15 protein-coding genes and 1 other annotated feature are annotated in these 22,894 nt (G+C 40.3%); of the genes, 7 read left to right on the forward strand and 8 right to left on the reverse strand.

The genetic code is table 11. The features are described from left to right. Window positions 1-8,778 (reverse strand): DUF1542 domain-containing protein (locus C7384_RS04525; protein ID WP_116585377.1); only part of this gene is annotated, 8,778 nt, incomplete at its 3' end. A gap of 442 nt (window positions 8,779-9,220) precedes the next feature. On the opposite strand from C7384_RS04525, the gene C7384_RS04530 reads away from it, so the two are divergent. The 4 genes from C7384_RS04530 to C7384_RS04545 all read left to right on the forward strand — a co-directional run bounded on the left by C7384_RS04530 (window position 9,221) and on the right by C7384_RS04545 (window position 11,359). After that, a complete protein-coding gene (locus tag C7384_RS04530; RefSeq protein WP_089939728.1) occupies window positions 9,221-9,832 on the forward strand; it encodes an alpha/beta hydrolase family protein in 612 nt (203 codons plus the stop codon). Between the two features lie 156 nt (window positions 9,833-9,988). Continuing rightward, the gene (locus C7384_RS04535; protein ID WP_089939732.1) at window positions 9,989-10,450 is read left to right on the forward strand and encodes a hypothetical protein; all 462 of its coding nucleotides are present in this window, start codon (window positions 9,989-9,991) and stop codon (window positions 10,448-10,450) included. Further along, window positions 10,443-10,694, forward strand: coding sequence for a hypothetical protein (locus tag C7384_RS04540; RefSeq protein WP_089939735.1), 252 nt, complete (start codon window positions 10,443-10,445; stop codon window positions 10,692-10,694). The genes C7384_RS04535 and C7384_RS04540 overlap by 8 nt, the downstream gene beginning before the upstream one ends. Window positions 10,695-10,825: 131 nt before the next feature. After that, window positions 10,826-11,359, forward strand: coding sequence for an SAV1803-related protein (locus C7384_RS04545; RefSeq protein ID WP_089939738.1), 534 nt, complete (start codon window positions 10,826-10,828; stop codon window positions 11,357-11,359). 65 nt (window positions 11,360-11,424) lie between these two features. On the opposite strand, the gene mmuM is transcribed toward C7384_RS04545, so the two are convergent. The 7 genes from mmuM to C7384_RS04580 all read right to left on the reverse strand — a co-directional run bounded on the left by mmuM (window position 11,425) and on the right by C7384_RS04580 (window position 17,824). Next, the gene (mmuM, locus tag C7384_RS04550; protein WP_089939741.1) at window positions 11,425-12,339 is read right to left on the reverse strand and encodes a homocysteine S-methyltransferase; all 915 of its coding nucleotides are present in this window, start codon (window positions 12,337-12,339) and stop codon (window positions 11,425-11,427) included. Continuing rightward, the gene (locus C7384_RS04555) at window positions 12,329-13,678 is read right to left on the reverse strand and encodes an amino acid permease (protein WP_089939743.1); all 1,350 of its coding nucleotides are present in this window, start codon (window positions 13,676-13,678) and stop codon (window positions 12,329-12,331) included. The genes mmuM and C7384_RS04555 overlap by 11 nt, the downstream gene beginning before the upstream one ends. A gap of 488 nt (window positions 13,679-14,166) precedes the next feature. Further along, window positions 14,167-14,496 carry a hypothetical protein gene (locus C7384_RS04560; RefSeq protein ID WP_089939746.1) on the reverse strand — a complete coding sequence of 110 codons (330 nt, stop codon included), beginning with the start codon at window positions 14,494-14,496 and terminating at the stop codon, window positions 14,167-14,169. A gap of 8 nt (window positions 14,497-14,504) precedes the next feature. Beyond that, window positions 14,505-14,810 (reverse strand): hypothetical protein, encoded by a 306-nt coding sequence (locus C7384_RS04565; RefSeq protein ID WP_089939750.1) that lies wholly within the window; start codon window positions 14,808-14,810, stop codon window positions 14,505-14,507. Between the two features lie 7 nt (window positions 14,811-14,817). Further along, the gene (locus C7384_RS04570) at window positions 14,818-16,011 is read right to left on the reverse strand and encodes a hypothetical protein (RefSeq protein ID WP_089939753.1); all 1,194 of its coding nucleotides are present in this window, start codon (window positions 16,009-16,011) and stop codon (window positions 14,818-14,820) included. Window positions 16,012-16,056: 45 nt separating this feature from the next. Further along, window positions 16,057-16,500, reverse strand: coding sequence for a DUF1310 family protein (locus C7384_RS04575; protein WP_165806778.1), 444 nt, complete (start codon window positions 16,498-16,500; stop codon window positions 16,057-16,059). A 163-nt stretch (window positions 16,501-16,663) separates the two neighbouring features. After that, window positions 16,664-17,824: a trans-sulfuration enzyme family protein gene (locus C7384_RS04580; RefSeq protein ID WP_089939758.1), complete on the reverse strand. Its 1,161-nt coding sequence runs from the start codon at window positions 17,822-17,824 to the stop codon at window positions 16,664-16,666. A 46-nt stretch (window positions 17,825-17,870) separates the two neighbouring features. Continuing rightward, window positions 17,871-18,112, reverse strand: a binding site (T-box leader). 458 nt (window positions 18,113-18,570) lie between these two features. Here C7384_RS04580 and C7384_RS04585 point away from each other — a divergent pair. The 3 genes from C7384_RS04585 to C7384_RS04595 all read left to right on the forward strand — a co-directional run bounded on the left by C7384_RS04585 (window position 18,571) and on the right by C7384_RS04595 (window position 22,887). After that, complete coding sequence (locus C7384_RS04585) at window positions 18,571-19,356, forward strand: homoserine O-acetyltransferase/O-succinyltransferase family protein (RefSeq protein ID WP_089939762.1); 786 nt, start codon at window positions 18,571-18,573, stop codon at window positions 19,354-19,356. A 378-nt stretch (window positions 19,357-19,734) separates the two neighbouring features. After that, entirely contained in the window at window positions 19,735-21,999 is a 2,265-nt protein-coding gene (metE, locus tag C7384_RS04590; protein ID WP_089939765.1) for a 5-methyltetrahydropteroyltriglutamate--homocysteine S-methyltransferase, read from the forward strand. Further along, a complete protein-coding gene (locus tag C7384_RS04595) occupies window positions 22,000-22,887 on the forward strand; it encodes a methylenetetrahydrofolate reductase (protein ID WP_089939768.1) in 888 nt (295 codons plus the stop codon). The last annotated feature ends 7 nt before the right edge of the window (window positions 22,888-22,894 follow it).

Here is a 22,894-nt window from a genome sequence, read left to right on the forward strand (position 1 = left end):
GGCGTTGTCCAAGGTAGCGTCAGCATCGATGTCCTTAGACACCTTAGCAGCTTCGTCGGCGATAGCCTTTAGGGCTTCATCCTTCAAAACATCCACCGTCTTTGATCCAGATACGTGTTGAGCGTCAATAGCTTCAATGCCAGCCTTGGTAGCATCATCAACCGTCTGCTTATCAGTCGCAGCCTTGATGCTTTCGGTCGCCTTAGCAGTTTCCTTAGCCACATTATCCTTCTGGATAGCCTTAGTAGCGTTATCCAAAGTAGCATCGTTGTCAATTGCCTGACTAACCTTAGCGGCTTCGTCAGCGATAGCCTGCAATGCTTCGTCCTTCAAGACTGGCACCGTCTTTGAACCAGAGACGTGTTGGGCATCAATGGCTTCAATCCCAGCCTTTGTGGCATCATCGACCGCTTGCTTATCAGTTGCTGCCTTGATACTTTCAGTTGCTTTTGTGGCTTCTTTAGCAACGTTGTCCTTCTGCACGGCCTTAGTGGCGTTATCCAAGGTAGCGTCAGCGTCAATGTCCTTAGACACCTTAGCCGCTTCATCAGCGATGGCTTTCAGAGCATCGTCCTTCAAGACATCTACTGTCTTAGAACCAGCAATGTGTTGCGCATCGATGGCTTCAATACCGGCCTTGGTGGCGTCATCGACACCTTGTTTATCATTAGCAGACTTAATATTTTCGGTTGCTTGCTTAGCTTCCTTAGCTACATTGTCCTTCTGGACGGCCTTGGTAGCATTGTCCAATGTAGTGTCAGCATCAATGGCTTTGCTTACCTTAGCAACTTCATCGGCAATCGCCTTGAGGGCGTCATCCTTCAAAACTGGAACAGTCTTGGAACCAGAAACATGTTGCGCGTCAATGGCTTCAATACCGGCCTTGGTGGCATCGTCCACGCCTTGCTTATCAGTCGCAGCCTTAATGCTTTCGGTCGCCTTAGTGGCTTCCTTGACGACATTCTCCTTTTGGACGGCCTTAGTAGCATTGTCCAGAGTAGCATCGGCATCAATTTCCTTCGACACCTTAACAGCTTCGTCAGCGATAGCCTGCAATGCTTCATCTTTCAAAACTGGTACCGTCTTTGAGCCAGAAACGTGTTGCGCATCGATGGCCTTGATACCAGCAGCGGTCGCATCGTCAACTGCCTGTTTATCCGTCGCAGCCTTGATGTTTTCAGTCGCCTTAGTAGCTTCCTTAGCAACATTTTCTTTCTGCGTTGTCTTAGTAACGTTGTCCAAAGTTGCATCGGCATCAATATCCTTCGAGACCTTAGCAGCTTCGTCAGCGATAGCCTGCAATGCTTCATCTTTCAAAACTGGTACCGTCTTTGAGCCAGAAACGTGTTGCGCATCGATGGCCTTGATGCCGGCCTTGGTGGCATCATCAACTGCCTGTTTATCAGTCGCAGCCTTGATATTTTCGGTTGCCTTAGCAGCTTCCTTGGCGACGTTGTCCTTTTGAACGCTCTTAGCAGCCTTGTCCAAAGTTGTGTCAGCATCGATAGCTTGACTCACCTTGGCTGCTTCGTCAGCGATGGCCTTTAGAGCTTCATCCTTCAAAACATCAACGGTCTTTGAACCGGAAACGTGTTGGGCATCAATAGCTGCAATTCCAGCCTTAACTGCATTGTCAACCGCCTGCTTATCACTAACAGACTTGATATTTTCAGTAGCCTTAGCAGCTTCCTGGGCAACATTATTCTTTTGAACAGCCTTGGTAGCATTGTCCAAAGTATTATCAGCGTCAATCGCCTTCGACACCTTAGCAGCTTCATCAGCAATAACCTTCAAAGCATCATTCTTCAAATCTTGGATTGATTTAGAACCGGCAGTATGGCACAAATCAATCGCCCAAATACCAACAGTTTTAGCATCATCCACCGCTTGTTTATCATGAGCAAGGTCAATATTACTTTTAGCCTTCTTAGCTTCTTCAGTTACTGCTGCGCTTTGAGCATTCTTCTCATCATCATCAAGGGTGACATCACTATGAATCTCACCCTTAATCTTAACGGCCTCAGCATCAATAGCGGCAATAGCATTCTTCTTCAAATCTTCTAAACTAACTTTGCCTGGAATATATTGATCATCAATTGCCTTCAAACCACTCGTCTTAGCATTGTCAATTGATTGTTTATCATTGGCTGCCTTGATGCTAGCAACCGCCTTATTAGTTTCTTCAATAACATTATTCTGCTGAGTTGCTTTTTCAGCATTATCCAAAGTAACATCGGCATCAATAATTCCGCGAATCTTCACTTCTTCGTCAGCAATCGCTTTCAAAGCAGCAGCTCTTAAATCATCAACTGATTGACTACCGGGTACGTGTTGCTTGTCAATATCCGTAATACCGGTATTAACTGCATCAATAATTTTCTGGGCTGTATCAGCTGATGAAATACTATTTTTAGCTTCTGCAGCAGCTTGATCAACATTTGCCTTTTGCGCTTGCTTAGTTTCGTTATCTAGGGTTGGATCATTATCAATTTCAGCCTTTACCTTTTGAGCTTGGGCATCAATCGTTGCATTAGCAGCACGCTTACGCTCATCTAAGGTGGTAGCACTTGGTACGTGTTGGGCGTCTATATCCTTTTTACCAGCAACGGTGGCATTGATAACCCCTTGAGCAGTTGTTGCCGAATCAATATTTCCTTTGGCCTTATTAGCCGCATCGTCAACATTGTTCTTTTGCTGGGCTTTTTCAATATCATTGAGGGTCTTATCCCCATCAATATCAGCCTTCACCTTAGTAGCTTGAGCATCTATATCTGCTACCGCTTGTTTCTTCTGGTCTTCTAGTGAAATAGCATTTGGCACGTACTGGCCATCAATTGCCTTTTTACCATCACTAGTGGCATTAAGCACAGCTTGAGCATCTAATGCTTGGTCAATATTATTTTTAGCGGCTTGGGCCATCTTATTGACATTCGCCTGTTGTTCTTGCTTTTGAGCGTCATTTAATGTTGGGTCATTGCTAATTAGGCCGGCAATCTTAGTCGCTTCAGCATCAATATCAGCCTTAGCTTGTTGCTTTTGATCGGCCAAACTGAGCTTGTTTGGTTCATGTTGAGCATCAATATTAGCAATGCCCTTATCCAAAGCAATCTGAACTTGATCGGCATTGGCTGCTAAATCAACATTCTTTTGGGCATTAGTAGCAGCGACATCTACATTGGCCTTTTGACTAGCCTTTTGCTCGTTATTCAAAGTAACATCTTGATCGATGTCATTTCTAACTTTGCGAGCTTCCAAATCCAACGCCTGCTTAGCAGCTTGTTTTTGACCCGCTAAATCAGTTGGATTAGCAATATGTTGGCCATCAATGTTAATAATGCCAGTCTTAGTAGCATCAACCACTCCCTGAGCATCGGCGGAGCCATCAATATTTTTCTTAGCCTCGGTCGCTTCCTTATCCACATTAGCAACTTGTTCAGCCTTCATATGGTCAGTTAGGGTAGCATCCCCAGCAATGTCAGCCTTAACCTTGGTTGCCTCTTGGTCAATTGCTACTTTAGCAGCTGCCTTTTGTTCAGCAAGGGAAATCTCGCTAGGAACATGTTGGTCATTAATGGCTTTGATACCATCATTTTGAGCCTGCAAAATTCCTTGAGCAGTTGTAGCGGCATCGATGTTACTTTTAGCACCAGTAGCAGCACTGTCCACATTATTTTTCTGAGTGTTCTTTTGACTATCGGTTAAGCTAACATCTTGATCAATGTCTTTTTTAACCTTAGCGGCTTGGGCATCAATGGCAACTTTAGCAGCTGTTTGTTGGTCTTGGATGGAAGTTTTACCAGGTTGGTATTTGCCATCAATATCCGTAATACCATTGTTTTGCGCATCCAAAACAGCTTGGGCGTCTAGCGCCACATCAATGTTCTTTTTAGCTGTATTAGCAGCAGTTATGACATCATTTTTTTGCGCAGCCTTTTGAGCATCATTTAACTTTGCATCATCATTAATCTGACCAGTAACCTTAGCGGCTTCAGCGTCAATCAGTGCCTGGGCATGTTGCTTTTGATCTGCCAAAGACAATTTATTAGGCTGATGTTGCCCGTCAATCTTAGCAATACCATCCTTAACTGCACTAGCTACAGCTGAAGCATCGACTGCTTGATCAATATTGCCTTTAGCTGCTGTGGCTGCCGTGTCAACATTAGCCTGTTGAGTCTGTTTTTCCTGATTATTTAGGGTTACATCCCCAGCAATTTCAGCTTTAACTTTCTTAGCTTCAGCATCAATTTGTTCCTTACCAGCGGCCTTTTGACCATCCAACGACGTTGCATTCGGAACATACTGAGCATCAATGGCTGCAATACCATTTACCTGACTATTTAAAATAGCTTGAGCAGTTGTGGCTGCATCAATTGCTGTATCAGCTTTGGTTGCTTCGCCATCAACATTTTGCTTTTGTTGGGCTTTATCGGCAGCTAATAGACTTTTATCATCGTCAATCGCCTGCTTAATTTTCTTTGCCTCGGCTGCAATCGCATCCTTGGCCGCTTTTTGCTGATCTTGCAAGGAAACTGCACTCGGATGGTACTTGCCATCAATATCGATAATACCAGCTGCTTGAGCATTCAATACTGCTTGAGCCGTTGTAGCAGCATCAATATTATCCTTAGCTGTCTTGGTAGCTGTGGCAACATCAGCTACTTGGGCTGCCTTTTGGGCATTATTTAGGGTTGGATCACCATTAATTTGTCCCTGAACCTTTTTAGCCTCAGCATCAATGGCCGCCTTAGCTTGGTTTTTTCGTTCAGCCAATGAAATCTGACTTGGCTTGTATTGGGCATCAATATCAGCTTTACCAACATTAGTTGCGTTAATCACACCCTGGGCATCGGTAGCTGCATCGACCTGATTGTGGGCCTTAATCGTAGCAACATCAACGGCCTGCTTTTGAGCAGTCTTTTCCGCATCAGTCAAACTACCATCTTGATCAATCTTAGTTTTCACCGCTCGAGCTTGAGCATCAAGTTCAGCCTTAGCTGCTTGCTTTTGGCCATCCAAAGAAGTTGGATTAGCAACGTGTTGGTCATCAATGGTTTTTTTACCATCATTAGTAGCATTAATAATTGCTTGAGCATCAACTGCTTGAGCAATATTATTCTTAGCCGCTTGAGCTGCTTTTTCAACATTAGCCTTTTGATTCTGCTTTTGCTGATCATCTAAACTAGGATCCGTATCAATTTCACCACGAACCTTTTGGGCCTCGGCATCAATAACAGCTTGGGCATCCTGACGTTGTTGCGCCAATGACTTTTGAGCTGGTTGATGTTGCTGATTGATGTCAGCTTTACCAGCATTGGTAGCATCAATAATCTTTTGGGCATTGTCAGCTTGGTCAATATTATTTTTAGCTACCTGAGCGGCCTTGGTAACATTAGCTTTTTGTGTCTGCTTCTCCTGATTATTCAGGGACGGATCATTATCAATATCACCGCTAACTTTTTGGGCTTGGGCATCGATGTCAGCCTTAGCAGCTGCCTTTTGTTCCGCTAAGGACTGAGCTGGTAGATGTTGTTCACGTACCTTATTTTTACCATCGGTTGTTGCTTGAATAATGGCATCGGCATTGGGCTTGGTATCAATATTTTGTTTAGCAGCACTAGCAGCTTGGTCAACCGCCGTCTTTTGATTCTGCTTAGCTTGATCATTGAGCGTCTTATCGGCATCAATATCCTGTTTAACCTGCTTAGCTTCATCATCAATTTGCTGCTTAGCGGCCTGTTTTTGATCAGCTAGGGCTGTACCAGCAATATGCTGCTGATCAATATTCTGTTGACCAGTAGTAGTGGCATCGACAACTGCCTGAGCATCCTTAGCTTGATTAATAGCTGTTTTAGCCTGATTAGCAGCCTCTTGTACCTTGGCTTTTTGACTGTTTTTAACTTCAGCAGTTAAGGTTGAATCGCTATTAATCGCAGCTTCTACTTTAGCAGCTTCCCCATCGATAACCTTTTTAGCGGCATCTTTTTGACCATCAAGGGAAATCTTACTAGGAACATGTTGATTATCAATGTCAACTAAACCAGCTTGGGTAGCATTGATAACTGCTTGAGCACTAGTAGCTTGGTCAATATTAGCCAAAGCCTTGTCAGTAGCTGTTTTAACCCCAGCTTTTTGAACGGCCTTTTCTTGATTCGTCAAAGTGTTATCGCCATCAATCTCAGCTTGAACCTTTTGAGCCTCAGCTTGAATCAATTTTTTAGCAGCTGATTGACGCTCACTAACCGGCACAGTTCCGGCTTGATACTTACTGTCAATATCATTTTTACCGGCAGTAGTGGCATCAATTATTGCTTGAGCATTGGGGGCCTTATCAATGTTAGATTCAGCTGCCTTTGCTGCGCTTTCAACATCTTTTGACTGATTTGCCTTTTCCTCATCATTCAAACGATTGTCAGCGTTGATTTGCCCCTTAATCTTTTGAGCCTCAGCTTCAATGGCTTGCTTAGCAGTGGCCTTTTGTTCATCTAATGAAGTTTTATTGGCTTGATGGGCATTATCAATAGCCGTCTTTCCCTTATTTAGGGCTTCGTTAATTGCATCAGCGTTTTTAGCTTGATCAATGTCAGCATCAGCATTATGGACAGCAGTGTCTACCACTACCTTTTGGTTATCTTTTTCAGCATTGGATAATGATGGATCATCATCAATTAACTTCTTGGCCTTCTGCGCTTCCCGATTAATATCATTTTTCGCAGCATCCTTTTGTTCTTTTAAGGACTTGCCAGTCACATATTGAGCCTGAATTGCAGTTACTCCGTTACTAGTAGCCTTAGCAATATCAGCCGCACGGTTAGCGTTATCAATATTTTGAATGGCTTTGGCAGCTTCTTTATCAACATTATCTTTTTGCACCAACTTAGTAGTGCTATCCAGGGTTACATCATTGGTAATTTTAGCTTTTACATCAACAGCTGTTTGGTTAATAACCGTCTTACTACTTTTAATGTAGTCATCACTAATTTGCTGTTGATTAGCCAGAATTTTATCAACGTCGCTCTTACCACCATCAAGCTGAGATTTAACATTATCAGCACTCGAAGCATTTTGAATGCTATTAGAACGTTGCTGGATAGTGTTGTTGATTTGTTGTAGGGCACTAGCAATTTGGTTATCATTTAACCCACGCAACTGTTTAATTTTTTGCTTAGCTTCCTCACCATAGGCCACTAAAATAGCCACATTAGCATTCTTAGTGTTCTGCAAATCAGCATTAGATGATATTTGACGTACAATCAATTTATCAGTTTGTTCGTTAATATTCTGTACATACGAATTTTTCTGATTATCAGTCAAACTATTTAAATCAGTATTAACGTGCTTAATCGCTTTGGCCTTCTCATTGGCCAAAATCTCAAGATCTTTAGCTTTGGCATTATCAACAATACCAGCAATTACATTGGCAAAATCTTGCTCAATGATCACAGCTTGAATCTGACTATTAAAATTATCTTTATCAGATTGCTCCAGATTAATTAATTTATTAATTTGAGGATAAGCATTATCTTGAATTTTACCCAATAAATCTGTGTTTAATGACACACCGAACGTGCTACCTTTCCCATTGGATGTATCATAAGTTAAACTACGCATAGCTTCCCATGCTGGTCGAACCGCATTCATAGTGGTTCCATTTGCGTACTCACGTTGACATTTCATATAACCAGATATCCAGTCAATATCAGTTACTTTAACCGGATCCAAGGAGATAGTAACAACCGTTTTCCCTCCTACTTCTTGCCAATTCCCTAAACCAGATTTTGGTAACTTATAGCGGACTGAATAAGTTCCATTCGCCCCCTTGGTTAACTGATTGACTGTTTGGCCGTTTGTTGTAGTAACAGCAGCAGAAATATTACTCGTTTTTGCCGCAATAGCATCGCTCAACGTAAAATCAAAATGCATGTAACGATCTAATCCTCTAGGATCAACTACTGGCGTTCCATAAGTAAACTTCACATCATATTTACCAGTCTGTGAATTATATTGAACACTATCATATGTTAATGTAATTTTTTGATTTAATAGATCTCCTGTATGGCTATCTTGTCTGTTACTGCCGCTACTGCTATATTCTTTTCTGGATGCAGCATCTCCACCCAGCCAAGTGAAACTATCACTTGGCGCTTTCTCATTATTAACACGATCCGATAATGCCATAGTTTGACCACTATCTATCGTCTGATCTTTTGATTTATTAGTCTCTTGTGACTGCGCCACTGGCTGCAACATAATATCTTGCAACTGATTAAAAGATTGACTAACCAAATTAGTTAATTGGTCAACATTGTTTTCTTGATCAATTGCGTTTTTGTTAGTTTGAGCCTGTTCCTTAATGGCCTGACTGCGACTTTGCTTTTCGCTATCATTTAAAGTGCTATTTTGGCTAATTTGTGTCAACAACAATTGAACTTGACTATCAATCTTACCTTTAGCTTCAGTCTTAGCATTAGTTAGTTCTTGAACATTGGTTGACTTTTCAGCTACTGAACTAACACTTTGTGAAGTAGATGTGTCTGAATTAGCGTTGGCTACGGGTTGGGCATTCAAGCCCATCGACTGACTCGTTGTTAAATTCGTTGCATCATGACTCGTAGCTATAGTTACCGCTTGGGTATCATTGGCACTGGCCTTAGTATCGTCAATTGCAAATTGTGCACCAATTCCCAATAAACTAATTCCAGATACCAGCCATAGTTTACCGGCTTTATACATCTTAAAATGTGTTTTAGCCGACGTATTAATAAGGTTATTTGCCTTCATTAAATAAAAATCTCCTTTTCCTTCTAAAGAGAAACACCTATTTTATTTCTCTTGTCCCATTTCCAAGTATAAAATCACACTTGAATCGCCTAACACAATCTCAAGAATAAATTATATCAAAAAACTCAAAAAGAGGTGTACCAATTTTATTTCCTATATTGTGAAATATCAATCATGATTTTCAGTTTTACATTCCTTATAAAATAAAATCATTTATCTAAAATATCGCCTATCCAAAGTCAAAACAAGCACATTAAAGAACCGGTTTCTGAAAATTGTTAACAATTTCTTTCAATCGAAAATATAAGCCACCAAACTTATAGGTATACCAATTTATAAAAACATGCCCTTTCATCTAATAATTCGATCTTCCAACCTACCGAATTTCCACAAACTTTCTTATAATATTAGGTAAACCATTAACTTCATTTAAAAGAACTCTATGTTTAAATTAACCGACTATCAATGCTCGTTAATCTGTGCTGATGTTTACTACTTAGATCGCAAAGAATACCGGGAGAATAGTCTCCATAATGGACAAGTCGTTGGGCGCCCCGACTTCGAATATAAAATTATTTATGCCTTGGATGATGCCCAAACTGGTTTTCAAGGAATGGCCATCGTCCCAAAGATAGCCAATGATTTTGACGAACATCAGATTTACATTAGCTTTGCTGGTACCAACCCCAATGACCCGCGCGATTTATACACCGACGCCACGCAAATCCGTCAGGCCCGTCAACGACTCAATACAGCCAGCAGTGGTGACCAAGATTATGCTCAATCCAAGAGTCAATTCAACGTAGTTGATCGCTTTTGGACTCACTTAGTTAAAAAGATGAAAGTAAAACCGGCCGATATTCAGGGGGTTACTGCTCATTCCTTGGGTGGCGCCTTGGCACTGTATTTAGCAGCACGCCATCGCCTACCCGCGGTGACTTTTTCCAGTGCCGATCCGCGTGATCGACTCAGTGTCAGCCAAATCAAATATATTAAAGAGCATACTAATCAATACCACAACTACTATCATCCCCAGGATTGGATTGCCAATTGACAGGCCGATGAACCGCTGGGTCAGGCCATTGTTGCACAAGAATATAGCTCAGCTAAGGCCAATGATCCCACAGTTAACCTCCTATTAAATGGGCATTATTTAGATTCCTATGGCTTTACGCCAACTGGGCGCACGGCCTTCTTTGCCCAATTTAATATGGATAAATTTAAACAGTTACCCTCCCAAAGTGCTGTGTTAAGCGCCTTACAATCAGAACAGCTTTCCAATCAACAGCACCAGTATCTGACGGCCATCTCACTTTTACTAACCGCCCAACAGATACAAACCGATGTGACACGCAACATGAATGACCTCATCCGCCTAGTCCGTTTAGCACCAAAACGACTTAATGACCGCGCCCAACAAATTAACATCCTGCTATCACTCAAAACCAACGTGCAACAATTACTCAACACCAGACAGCTACCCGAATTGTCCACAAGTAAATTGGACCCCGTGGTTGCTTTCAATCAAACCGCCGATTTAATTGACGAGCTTCGACAAGAAATGAACAGTATTTTAACTTTTGCTGATCAGCTAGTCCATCAAGCCCACCAAATTCTAGAAGATAGTCCAGAATTATTACCACTATTAGAGGAGCTCGTAACTTATGAGTGATGATCAAAATGAGCAGCAATTTATCGATGAATACAATCGCCTTTTGAATGAAGAAAAACAAAATATTGAAAAAGATATTGTGAAACAAATTCATAAAATCAAAGATACTTTAGCTCAACGCCAAGTCGAATTAGCTAAAAGCCTGTCAGGTCCCCTGGAAGCCAAAAATCAAGAACAATTCAATCATTTTCAAAAGCAATTAGATCAAACTATTCAAAATTTAGATTTGTTTTCAGACAAATAAAAAGCCTGTCTACCACATGATAAACAGGCTCCAAAGATCGAGGATAAATCCCCCAATGTTTCAAATATTATTCTTATAATACCTAATTGCTGTATGATGGTCACTAGAATAGAGATAAAGAAGGTATATACATGACTGAAAAATTCAGGGTCTATCGTGACCTACTATCACAAACTTACGAGACCGCCGTTAATACCCTATTAACAAAATATGGTCCTGCCCAAGACGACTACTTCCAGCAAGCATCATACTCTGCCTTTAAGGCTGGTACGATTGATAAACCAGTCAATGGTAATGTTGACCGCAGTGACGAAGGACTTTTTTGCCACCATATCCGTGCCAATCACTACTTACGTTTGAATGATGCCCAATCAATTATTAACTTTCACGTTCCTTTTACCGCACAGAAAAAAGACCAATTGGTATATGCTGATGTCATCGAGCATATGATTCTCCACGCTTTAATCGCCAAAGAAACCCATCAAAAATTCGGTTGGGATGAACTGCAGATTTACTTGAAACCCAAAGTGCTGGAATGGTATGTCAGTCAAGTCACACCTATCCGTCCCAATGAAAGACTGTCTTATGACAAGGCTTGGTTAAATCAGGATGAAGCCATCGCCATCGCTGAACAATCAGACCATACTGCTCGAGGTGAATTATAAAAAGCTACTTCATTTGATATACAAATGAGTAGCTTTTTTACTGTGATTCAAGGTCAGTGTTACCGTTATTTTTCCAGCTCGGCCTTCACTCTTGCTAATTCATCCGGTATCATCTGACAGCAACCACTAATCCAACTGGCTCCAGCATCATGCCAGGCACAAGCATTTTCTGAAAAAACTGATTCATTTGTAACTGTCCAGGTTTTAGTATTCGGATCATATGTTGAACCAGCATTGGGAGCCAACGCAATTGCTTTAGACTTTTTAGCATGTTCCCTAAGATAGCTGATTGCCTCAAGTGAAAATTCAGGGTTAAAGCAGTTCAAACCATAGGCAACAATATTGTCTTGGTTTTCTAATAACTGCTGAACTACCACAAGATCAGTTCCGTCAGCTATGTGGTGGCTGTCTTTTAATGAACAGGTAAAGAGGACTGACATGTTAGGATATTGATCTAACAGATTACAAAGCGTCTTAACTTCCAATAAGGAAGGTACCGTTTGAATAGCCAGCAAATCACTCCCCGCTTCAATTAACCACTTCATCCGATCCTGATGAAACAACTTTAAACCAGCCTGATCAGTATCATAATTACCCGTATACTCAGCCCCATTGGCCAGGTAAGCCCCATATGGTCCAATATTCCCTGCAACCCATTTGGTTTGCTTTCCAGTACTTGCTAGACGAGCTCGTTGCGCTAACAACACAGATTCTTTGATAAATTTCTCAGATTCCTCATAGCTGTAACCTTGTTTTTCAAATCCGGCTGGACTAGCTTGATAAGAATCGGTAGTCGTAATATTAGAACCTGCATTAAAAAAATCTAAATGAACCTGATAAATTTTATCGGGATCAGTAATCAAAGCCTTAGCTGTCCAAAGCGGGTTATTGGTATCAAAACCCAAATTCTCTAATCCAAGACTCATTGAAGTATCAAAAATAATCGTTTCTTGTTGAGCTGCCCAAGTCTTAAAGTTCATCACTTTTCTCCTTTTTTCTTTCCACTAAAATTCGGTAAAAATATAAACAAATAGTAACTGGAATGCCAACAATCAATGCAATTTGCTGATTAGGATCAAAACCAATTCCCACGATGGATAATAGACAAATTAAAATTACTGTAATTGGCGTAAAAGGATACCAGCTAACCCGGTATTTCAAATCACTTAAATCATGTTTTTGAAGATACTGGCGACGAAAGTTAAGTTCGGACCACGCTATTACAATCCAAACAGCGACTACCGCAAATGCTGAAAGAGCATTCAAAATAAGATAAATTGTTTGAGCAGCGTAAATACCAGATAAGAGAGATAGTGCACCACCAGCCATGGTTAAACATAGACCATAAACAGGTAAACCCACGTGATTAAGCTTGGCCAATTTTCGAGTAATTTCTCCTTTATCAGCTAGTGACCAAATCATTCTTGAAGCAGCATACACTCCTGCATTGGAGGCTGAAAAAAGGGTAATAATTAAGATAGCATTCATTATATCAGCTGCCCCCGGAATTCCCGCATGATTCAAAATTGTAACAAAGGGACTGGTCGTTAACCCTTGATCCTGTGGCGACAACAAAGTACCCATTACAAAGATTGCGCCAATAAAAAGAACAATCAGTATGGCCAAAGTCTGACGCATTGCCTTTGGAATCGTCTTATCTGGATTTTTAGCCTCTCCTGCCGCTACTCCTATCATTTCAGCGCCCGAGTATGCAAAATTTGCAGTTAAAATTGTAGCTAAAATTGGCCCAATGCCATTAGGTAACCAACCTCGGTTCGTTAATTGACTAAACCCTTTAACCTGGTAAGGATCGTGGTTAGGTAAAACTTTAGCAATCATTAACAGGCCAATTCCGACAAAAATCATTAAAGCCACTGTTTTAATCCAAGAGGTCAGAGCCTCGCTTTTGTTAAACCAAGTTAACTGATTAAGATTGACAATAAAAATCAACAATCCAAAACAAAAACACCAAATCCAAATGGGAAAGCTGGGAAACCATCTCCGCATCAAAATGCCAATTGTCAGTAAATTTGATCCCAGGGCAATTGTCCAAGTTGCCCAATAAAGCCAAGCCACCACAAAACCAACCCCTTTGTTAATATACGCGTTGGCATAATCATGAAAGGAACCGGTTTTAGGATTATCAACAGATAATTCACCCAGGCATTGCATAACCAGACACACAAGTATCGCCCCAACTATATATCCAAAGATAGTGCCCAAAGCACCCGCACTTTGAATAAAGTAACCGGGACTCATAAAAATTCCAGTCCCAATCACACCACCTAGAGAAAGGGCTAGCATTTGCCGACTGCCCATTTGCTGTTTTTGACCTACTTTAGCGATAATATTAACCTCCCCATTTAATAAAAAGCGCCCCTACCCTAAATTAATTAGGATAGAGGCGCTGGTTGCACGGTACCACTCTACTTTTATTAGTTATATAACTAACCTTTTTATTTGATAAAATATCAAACACTGTAACGGATGTTAACCGTGATTTAAATCATTTATAAAACCGACCATATTCACTAGTACCGATAACCTGTTTCTCAGCTCCCACAGTTTTCTGTAAAATCAGCCACTAATTACTCATCTGTTTCTCATTATACAATAATTTTTCATTATTTTCCGAAAAGTTATTGTAACCGTTCAAAATAATTAGTCCTATGGTTGAACACCGAAAAACTGAGTTGCTTTATACGTATCAAAAACAAAAAGCCATCTAATTACCATAGTAATTAAGCGACAAAAATTATGGAACTAGTTCTCTCTAACTTGGAGGGTACAAATCATCAGTAGCTTTTTTACATATGTCCATAATTTTCTTCCAGGCGATTCGATTTTAACCGATAATCTTGACGAATTCTTTGTAAACCAGCTTGTAAATTTAATTCAATTTGACGAAAATCTTGTCGTGCGGCTTGTTCGACTGATTCGATTTCTGGAAAGAGCATCCCTAATTCAAGCCCCACCGAATGACTATGTAAATAATGACAGTAATCAACGATAGCATCAATTTGTTGATGCAACTTAGTTTGAATATAGTGGAGTTGCTCCAGGCCGGTTTCAATCTGCTTTTGTTTAAAGTGAAAGTCCGCTGTCAAATTTTCTTGATGTTGTAAAAATTCACGCATTGATTCTCCTAAGGTTTAATTGACTGTACACCGGCTTCAATATGTTGCATATTATCTAAAATACGATGGTATTCCTGCCGAATTGCCTTATGCGTCGCACCCTTAAAGCCCGTACTGTCAGGACTGCCTTGACTTTGTCGAAGTTCTTGGGCAATTAAGGGAACTGATCGTTGCCACCCTTGCGTATCAAAATGATATCGAGCATGAATTTCACCACAAAAAGCAAATTTCAAGGCCACTTTAGCGGCTTCGTGGGTTGCTTTTAACCCCATTGTGGCAATATTTTCCATATTTCCAATTAAATAATTATTCATTGGCTACTTACTCCATTAAACAAAACTGTTGGCGATCCTGTTGATCTTGTAACACCCGTTGGTCGGCTGTATTTAGAATTTTATTTTTTAAATTAATAAAAGCTCGAATACCACCATCTAATTCTCGTTGACTGATCAAAACTGCTGCCGGTGAATAGTGGTATTGTGGCTTTAACCGATAAGTGTCATCACAATGCTCAATATCTTCAGCGTTAATATTAGGGATTCCATACATTCTCCTTTTCGTTTCACTATGGTCTTTAACCAAAGTTGTTTCAATTTGACTGTTAATTTTCTTTAATTCTTTTAGTTGCGCAATCTGTCGACCCAAAAAGTCACAATAACGGGTTGCAGCCTCATATTCCAAGGCAATCGTTCCGCCCTTAGCTCGAGCCAATAAATAAGCCTGCCGGTGACGGACGGCTAACTGCTTAGAGGCAGTTTTCATTAACTGCTCGTCTAATAATAGGTTACCCTGCTCATCATAGCGATAGCCGCCCCACATATGTTGCTGACCAACATCATGAAGGTTAGGACTGTCAACATAAATCAAAATACCGGCCACTTTATCAGGATCCGTATAAGGACTGTAGCCACTGACTGAAATCAAATCTTTTAAATCCATATGATTTAAAATTTTAGACTTCATTTGTCCCAGATTTTTTTGCTGGGCAAAATTTAATAGATGCCAAACCGCTGGCCCCTCATACAAATTCGCCTCGGCCAACCGCTCTTGTTGTTTACCGTCTAAACACCCCAAAGCATTGGTGGCATTAGCAGCTCCCAGCGAGTGAGCATATACATACAAATCAGCTTGCGGATAATCTTTCAAACTGTCTTGCATAACGGTAACGGCCTGCATTGATTGTGGGATACCTAAGAGTGGTGTTTGCATGGCAATACTACTATCCGCACCGTACCAGTCCCCGTACAGTTGTTTGGAGCCTTGATATAAAATCGCCACTTGTTTCACAGATTGTAGCTGACTGGGACTAGGATTTTTCGGTAACTGCACATCGGTTACAACATAAGCATCTAGACTGGTGATGGGGTCGTGAATGGCTTTGGAGACGTAACCGACATTTTTACGACCAGTTTTCTTTGTTTTTAACAAAACTGGATCACCAATAAGGTAAGATTCAGCGTATTCCTGTTTAGCAAATTCTACTTTTTCTTCGTCATTCAAATTACCCCATTGCACTATTTATTACCTCCCACTTTCTTATGCCTGCATTCATAAAACTCTTTATTCTTCAGTTGAAGGAAGTGCGAAATTATCCGACAACTTCTTCCGGAACCCCATACTGCCAACATGAATTCCGCTAGAACCTTTCCCAATAGTCCCATTAAAGCCAAGACTTTCATCCCCATTTACATAACCATAAAAGTTCACGCCCCCCATAGGATTATGGTCAGTACGAGATTGATCTATCGTAATTTTTTTAACAAAATTATGTTTATCATCCTCACGTACCCATTCTTCAATCTCCCCCTTATGCTCCTCAACTATCTTTACCATCTTAGTATGTTCAACCCGCTCGGCCTGTTGCTTATCACTCACGATTTTGACTCCAATTCCGACGCTTACTAAAAAAACAACAAAAATTACTGATAATGCCAGCAACCATCTTTTTTTACGATGGTGATTACGTTCGTCAATTCTTCGTAGAATTTCATCATCATTTATCACAAATATTTCCTCCTAACTTCATTAATTTACGCTACCCCATATCTTACGTAGCGCTATTCATTTTTACTCAATAAAAAAACAACCATCACGGTTGTTTATCCAAAAAATATAAGTTTCTATATCAATATGGTGGCAATGTATAGATGAAAATAACTGCTAATCATTATTTAGTAGCCGTTGCGACAGCCTGTTCCAAATCGGCAATCAAATCCTCTGGATCTTCCAGGCCAACCGACAAACGAACTAAGTTAGGTCCAATACCAACTTTTTGGCGTTCTGCTAACGGTAATTCGGCATGCGTCATGTAGTATGGTAATTCAATCAAACTTTCAACCGATCCCAAACTAACCGCTAACCAAATCAATTGGGTGCTATTCACCAATTTCTTGGGGTCAACATTATCTTTTAATTCAAAACTAATAACCCCACCGTACCCTTTTAATTCTTCCTGAGCCACTTGGTCGCTTGCATCGCCTGCACGACCTGGATAATATATTTTCTTAATAAAGTCTTCTTTTTGATCCAAATATTTTAAAACGGTTTGGGCATTTTGAATATGCCGGTCTAATCGGACTGACAAAGTTTTAATGCCCCTTATAACCAAAATACAATTCTCCGGTGACAAAATACCGCCAACCGCATTTTGAGAAAAGTACAATTTTTCGCCAATATCATCATGATTCGTAACAACTAAACCAGCGATTACATCGGAATGTCCACCCAAATATTTAGTAGCCGAATGAATGACCACATCAGCACCCAAGGCAAGTGGTCGCTGTAAATATGGGGTTAAAAAGGTATTGTCAACAATCGTCAAAACGCCATGCTTTTTAGCAATCGCTGAAACAGCACGAATACTCGTTACCTTCATGAAGGGATTATCAATGGGCTCAAAATAAATAGCCTTGGTGTTAGGCTGAATAGCCGCTTCAACCTCCTCTAAATTCTGAGTATCGACTTGAGTAAATTCAATCTGTAAATGTTTCAGATAATCATTGATTAGCCGAAAAGTCCCCCCATAAATATTCTTACTAACTACAATATGATCTCCGGGGACAAACAAGGTAAAGACGGCGTGGATTGCTGCCGAACCTGAAGCAAAGGCATAGCCGTGTTTGGCTTTTTCTAAAACCGCAATCTGCTTTTCCAAATATTCCCGTGTTGGGTTTAGTGAGCGTGAATAATCATATTTATTATCAGCATCAATATCATCAAAAGCATAAGTTGACGACTGATAAATTGGCACATTAACGGCACCAGTATTATTATCATGTAACTGATTGAGACCCTTCCCAAACACCAATTCTGTATTAAAACCAACCATATAAAAGTCTCCTTTCTAATTTAAAAAGCCCCGCAGTCATAAGAGACTACGGGACGTTAAAACGTGTTACCACCCTGATTTTATTCGGCATCACTACCGAATACTCAATAAGTACATCAAAAATGAGATACTCTAACGCGATAACGGGCGCACCCGAAACTAGCTAACTTTTGCTCGCCAATTTAAAAACTCAAAGACCATTTTCAGCTCCACCTTGCACTAATTCCCACCGACCATTAGCTCTCTGTCGCAACGTTATCAACTTACTTATCTCATCATCGTCTGGATTGCTTCACAGTCTAGCAAGGAAGTTTTTATTTGTCAAATCTAATTTTTATAAAAATAAATATTTTTATTATCACTATATAAGTAGCTATTTAATTAAATTACTTTAATCTAATTTTCTCATTTGACAGGGATTAAATTATAATTTACAATTCATAACAATTTCAAATCTATAAATTACAGAGAAGAGCTAAGTTAACCTAATTAATTTTCAGTGAGCATCGTTTAGTGCAAAGGTGCAATTAATTTAACTTAGTAGATGAACTCTTAAAAATGGCCAGTTAGTGCAAGCTACTCGTCCGGTAGGAACCGTTATTTTCCCAGACATGTTAGTGTCGTTGAGGCTTAATTAGTGATAGTTAGGCAAAATTGGGTGGTACCACGAAAACTTTCGTCCCATGAATTTATTAAATATTACATGGCATGAAGGTTTTTTATTATGACTTTTAGGAGGAAATAAAATGGGCTGTATCAATATTTTAAATGGTTTTTCCAACAACCAGCATCCGGCACAAGATAATGCCATCAATTTACTGGTCTATAATTTGATGCCTAATCGTTTAGAAACAGAACATCAAATTATCAGTGTCCTCAAACGCACTCCCCATAACTTTAATATTACTTTTTGTCGCATGGCTAGTCATCACTTCCGACATGCTGATGGGGGTATTATCCAAAAATATGCCACATTAGCAGAAATTGAACAAAATCATTTTGATGCGTTACTGGTAACTGGCGCGCCCCTAGATCAAAAAAAGTTTACCGAGGTTGATTATTGGGAGGAGTTCAAAAAATTATTGATTTGGCGTAAAACCCATGTAAAAACCTCCCTTTTTAACTGTTGGTCTGCCTGGGCTGCTGGTAGTTTAGATCAAATTTTAAGCGGGCAAGCTCTATCTAATAAAATATGTGGTGTTTACCGAAGCAACGGCTTCACCATGCCCCATTCTCGTTACTTTAAAATCCCGACTAAAGCTGTCAGCAAGTCAGCTAGGATTTTAGCTGAGGATGCTCAAATTGGTGCTACCATTGTCTTTGATCCACGCCATAATTCTTATTATTTAGCTGGGCATTTTGAGTATGGTACCCGAACACTGGCTGAGGAATATCAACGTGATATCCAACGAGGGCTTAATCCCCAAGTACCAGCCAACTATTTTGATAACCAACAGCGTCCTCATAACACTTGGCAACAATCAGCGACCAAATTTTATCGTCAATGGTTACAGCAGTTTAGTACTAATTAATAAAAAAATTTGACAAATAAGTTTTTTGTGAATAGAATGTGAAGAAATTAAGATGTTGATGAGATAAGTAAGTTACAGCGACGATCTAAAGAGAGCTGACATTGTGGTGAAAGTCAGAATCGTCAAGGGCTGAAAATGGTCTTGGAATCTATTCAATGCGGTGAGTCAATTATGATAAACCAAGTTCGGGTGCGCCCGTTATCGCGTCAGAGTATCTCATTTTTGATGTACTTGTCGAGTGTCCGACAGTGATGTCGAGCAAAATCAGGGTGGTAACACGTACTAACGTCCCGTAGTCTTTAACGACTGCGGGACGTTTTTTGTTTCCACTTTTAATCAAAAATAAAGCAAAGTAGCTAACCTGAGGAGGTATGAATTATGACGACAAGTATTATTGGTTTCCCACGTATTGGTGCCCAGCGTGAATTAAAACGCGCTACGGAAAAATATTGGAAGGGTAATTTAAGCCAGGCAGAATTAGTTGAAACAGCTCAGGAATTAAAGAATCAAAACTGGCAACAGCAGGCCGACTCAGGGATTGATTATGTTAGCACTGGTGACTTCTCTTTCTTCGATAATCTTTTGGATACTGCCAATTTGCTAAATATCATCCCCCACCGTTATAAAACTTTAGACCTAGATTTTTTGGATCAATATTTTGCCCAAGCCCGCGGTTACCAAGATGAAAACCATTCGGTCAAAGCGTTGCCCATGAAAAAATGGTTTAACACTAACTATCACTATTTGGTACCCGAATTTGAAGATGATACCCAAGTTAAGGTCAATCAAGGTTTCTTATTCCAAGATTTACAAACCGCTGCTCAGCAACACCAGCACATCAAAACCAGCTTAGTTGGCCCGTTTACTTTACTAAAATTAAGCCATTTCAGCGGTAGTAAACAGCTAGCTGATTTTGTCCCTGACATTATCAATGCTTATCGCCAAATTCTCCAACAACTAACAGCCTACCAACTTGATTGGCTTGAACTAGATGAACCTAGTTTGGTTTATGATCTGACTGCTGCTGATAAAGAGCTCTTTGAGACACTGTATCAAGGAATTTTAGCCGAGCCACATCACTATCGAATTAATTTACAAACTTATTTTGGTGATGTTCGCGATATTTATCAAGAATTAATCAACCTTCCTGTAGATGGCATTGGTTTAGATTTTATCGAAGGTAAAAATAATATCGCCTTGCTTCAGCAATATGGCTTTCCAAAAGAGAAGGTGCTTTTTGCCGGCGTTGTGAATGGTAAAAATATTTGGCGCAATCAATATCAGAAAACGATTGAACTATTAAAGGCATTACCAGTTAATGACAACTTAGTCATTTCTACTTCGGCCTCCTTACTACATGTACCTTACACCGTAGCGGGTGAAGCAGAACTGGAGCCAGCTTTAAAACAACACCTGTCTTTTGCCTATGAAAAGTTAACCGAACTGCATGAGTTAGATCAAATTTTGTGGCATGATGCTAAAGATTTATTGGTGGCCAATCAAACCCTCTTCAAAAATGTCAATCATCCCACCGATTTAACCGTAACTCAACGAGTTCAAGCTTTAACCTCATCGGATTATGAGCGTCTACCACTTCGTTCCAAACGCGAGGCAATTCAAAAAGCCGAATTTAAGATACCGGAACTACCTACTACCACCATCGGATCTTTCCCACAAACACCTGATGTTCGGAAAAATCGGGCTGACTACCGTCATCACGAAATTGATCAAGCAACCTATGACCAATTTAATAGAGACAAAATTAAACGAATTATTACTTGGCAAGAAAAAGTCGGTTTTGACGTCCTAGTCCACGGCGAATATGAACGCAATGACATGGTCGAATACTTTGGTGAAAACTTATCGGGCTTTGCCTTCACTAAAAATGCCTGGGTTCAATCTTATGGCAGTCGTGGCGTCAAGCCGCCCATTATCTGGGGTGATGTCAGCCGTAAACAGGCTATCACAGTAGCGGCTTCAACCTATGCCCAAAGTCTAACGGATAAACCAGTTAAAGGTATGTTAACTGGACCAGTCACAATTTTTAACTGGTCCTTTCCTCGGGAGGATATTTCAGCGCAAGAATCCGTGACTCAAATCGCTTTAGCTATCCAAGACGAGGTTCTTGATTTAGAAAAACATGGTATTAAGATCATTCAAATTGATGAAGCCGCCTTACGTGAAAAGTTACCACTACGACAAAGTGACTGGTACAAGGAATACCTTGATTGGGCCATCCCAGCCTTTAAATTAGTCCATAGTCCAGTCCAAGCCTCAACCCAGATTCATACCCATATGTGCTACAGCGAGTTCAACGATATTATTCCAGCGATTGATCAAATGGATGCCGATGTAATTTCCTTTGAAGCATCGCGTTCTGATTTATCTATTATTGATGAATTAAAAGCGAACCACTTTGAAACTGAAGTCGGCCCAGGTGTCTATGATATCCACTCACCCCGAATTCCAAGTCAAGCTGAAATTTATACAATTATCAATAAAATTCTGGCTAAACTACCCGTTGATAAAGTCTGGATTAATCCAGATTGTGGCCTAAAAACTCGGGGAGAAAGTGAAACCTTTGCTAGCTTAAAGAACCTAATTGCTGCAACCCACCAAAAGCGGAGGGAGTTATCCGAATAGATGAATTTAAAAGATGTATTTCAGACTAAAACTGTCTTTTCTTTAGAAGTATTTCCACCTAAATCTGAATTAGCTACTCAAAAATTATTAAATTCCTTAACTGGCATTCAGAGTATTAAACCTGATTTTATCTCGATTACGCTCGGGGCCGCTCAAATGGACATCCAAAAAACTGTGAACTTAGCTACCGCTATCCAAGAACAGCTATCCATTCCGGCAATGGCCCACCTTACAGGTCTCTATCTTTCTAAGCAACAAGCCGCCGATACCTTATCGATTTTAAAAGAGAGTCAGATAAATAATATTTTAGCCTTGCGGGGTGACCAGGTTTCTAATTGTCCACCGGTGGGTGATTTTAAATATGCTGCTGAGCTAGTGAATTTTATTAAATGTCATGGTGATTTTGATATAGCCGGTGCCTGTTATCCTCAAAAACACCCAGAATCTAGTGATTTTGTCGCCGATACCTTGCACTTGAAAGAAAAAGTTAATCAAGGCGCCAGTCACTTAATCACCCAAATGATTTTTGATAATGAAGCGTTTTGGCAATTTAAAGAACGACTGCAGCTGGCTAACATTAACGTACCAGTTGAAGTGGGGATTATGCCCTGTACCAATCACCAACAAATTCAAAGAATTACCGCCTTATCAGGTATTCAAATGCCAAAAAAATTCACTAACATTATGGCCCGCTATGCCGACAATAAAGAAGCCATGCGTGATGCTGGAATTGCTTATGCTATCGATCAAATCGTTGATTTAGTAGCTTCTGGCGTGGATGGTATTCATCTCTACACGATGAATAATCCTGAAAATGCCCAGCGCATTTGGGAAGCCACTCATACCCTTTTTGAAGCGCAAAATAAGCAATTGGCCTATCCACTCTGATTGGCAA

The sequence above is a fragment of the Convivina intestini genome (assembly GCF_003096575.1).
GTDB lineage: Bacteria > Bacillota > Bacilli > Lactobacillales > Lactobacillaceae > Convivina > Convivina intestini.

Bases quoted from the DNA above. Each gene is read 5' to 3' on its own strand.
- C7384_RS04580 (WP_089939758.1), bottom strand. From the start codon at position 17,824: ATGGTTGGTTTTAATACAGAATTGGTGTTTGGGAAGGGTCTCAATCAG.
- C7384_RS04585 (WP_089939762.1), top strand. From the start codon at position 18,571: ATGGGCTGTATCAATATTTTAAATGGTTTTTCCAACAACCAGCATCCG.
- C7384_RS04560 (WP_089939746.1), bottom strand. From the start codon at position 14,496: ATGCGTGAATTTTTACAACATCAAGAAAATTTGACAGCGGACTTTCAC.
- mmuM (WP_089939741.1), bottom strand. From the start codon at position 12,339: ATGAACTTTAAGACTTGGGCAGCTCAACAAGAAACGATTATTTTTGAT.
- C7384_RS04535 (WP_089939732.1), top strand. From the start codon at position 9,989: ATGGATAAATTTAAACAGTTACCCTCCCAAAGTGCTGTGTTAAGCGCC.
- metE (WP_089939765.1), top strand. From the start codon at position 19,735: ATGACGACAAGTATTATTGGTTTCCCACGTATTGGTGCCCAGCGTGAA.
- C7384_RS04555 (WP_089939743.1), bottom strand. From the start codon at position 13,678: ATGGGCAGTCGGCAAATGCTAGCCCTTTCTCTAGGTGGTGTGATTGGG.
- C7384_RS04540 (WP_089939735.1), top strand. From the start codon at position 10,443: ATGAGTGATGATCAAAATGAGCAGCAATTTATCGATGAATACAATCGC.
- C7384_RS04595 (WP_089939768.1), top strand. From the start codon at position 22,000: ATGAATTTAAAAGATGTATTTCAGACTAAAACTGTCTTTTCTTTAGAA.
- C7384_RS04545 (WP_089939738.1), top strand. From the start codon at position 10,826: ATGACTGAAAAATTCAGGGTCTATCGTGACCTACTATCACAAACTTAC.
- C7384_RS04530 (WP_089939728.1), top strand. From the start codon at position 9,221: ATGTTTAAATTAACCGACTATCAATGCTCGTTAATCTGTGCTGATGTT.
- C7384_RS04565 (WP_089939750.1), bottom strand. From the start codon at position 14,810: ATGAATAATTATTTAATTGGAAATATGGAAAATATTGCCACAATGGGG.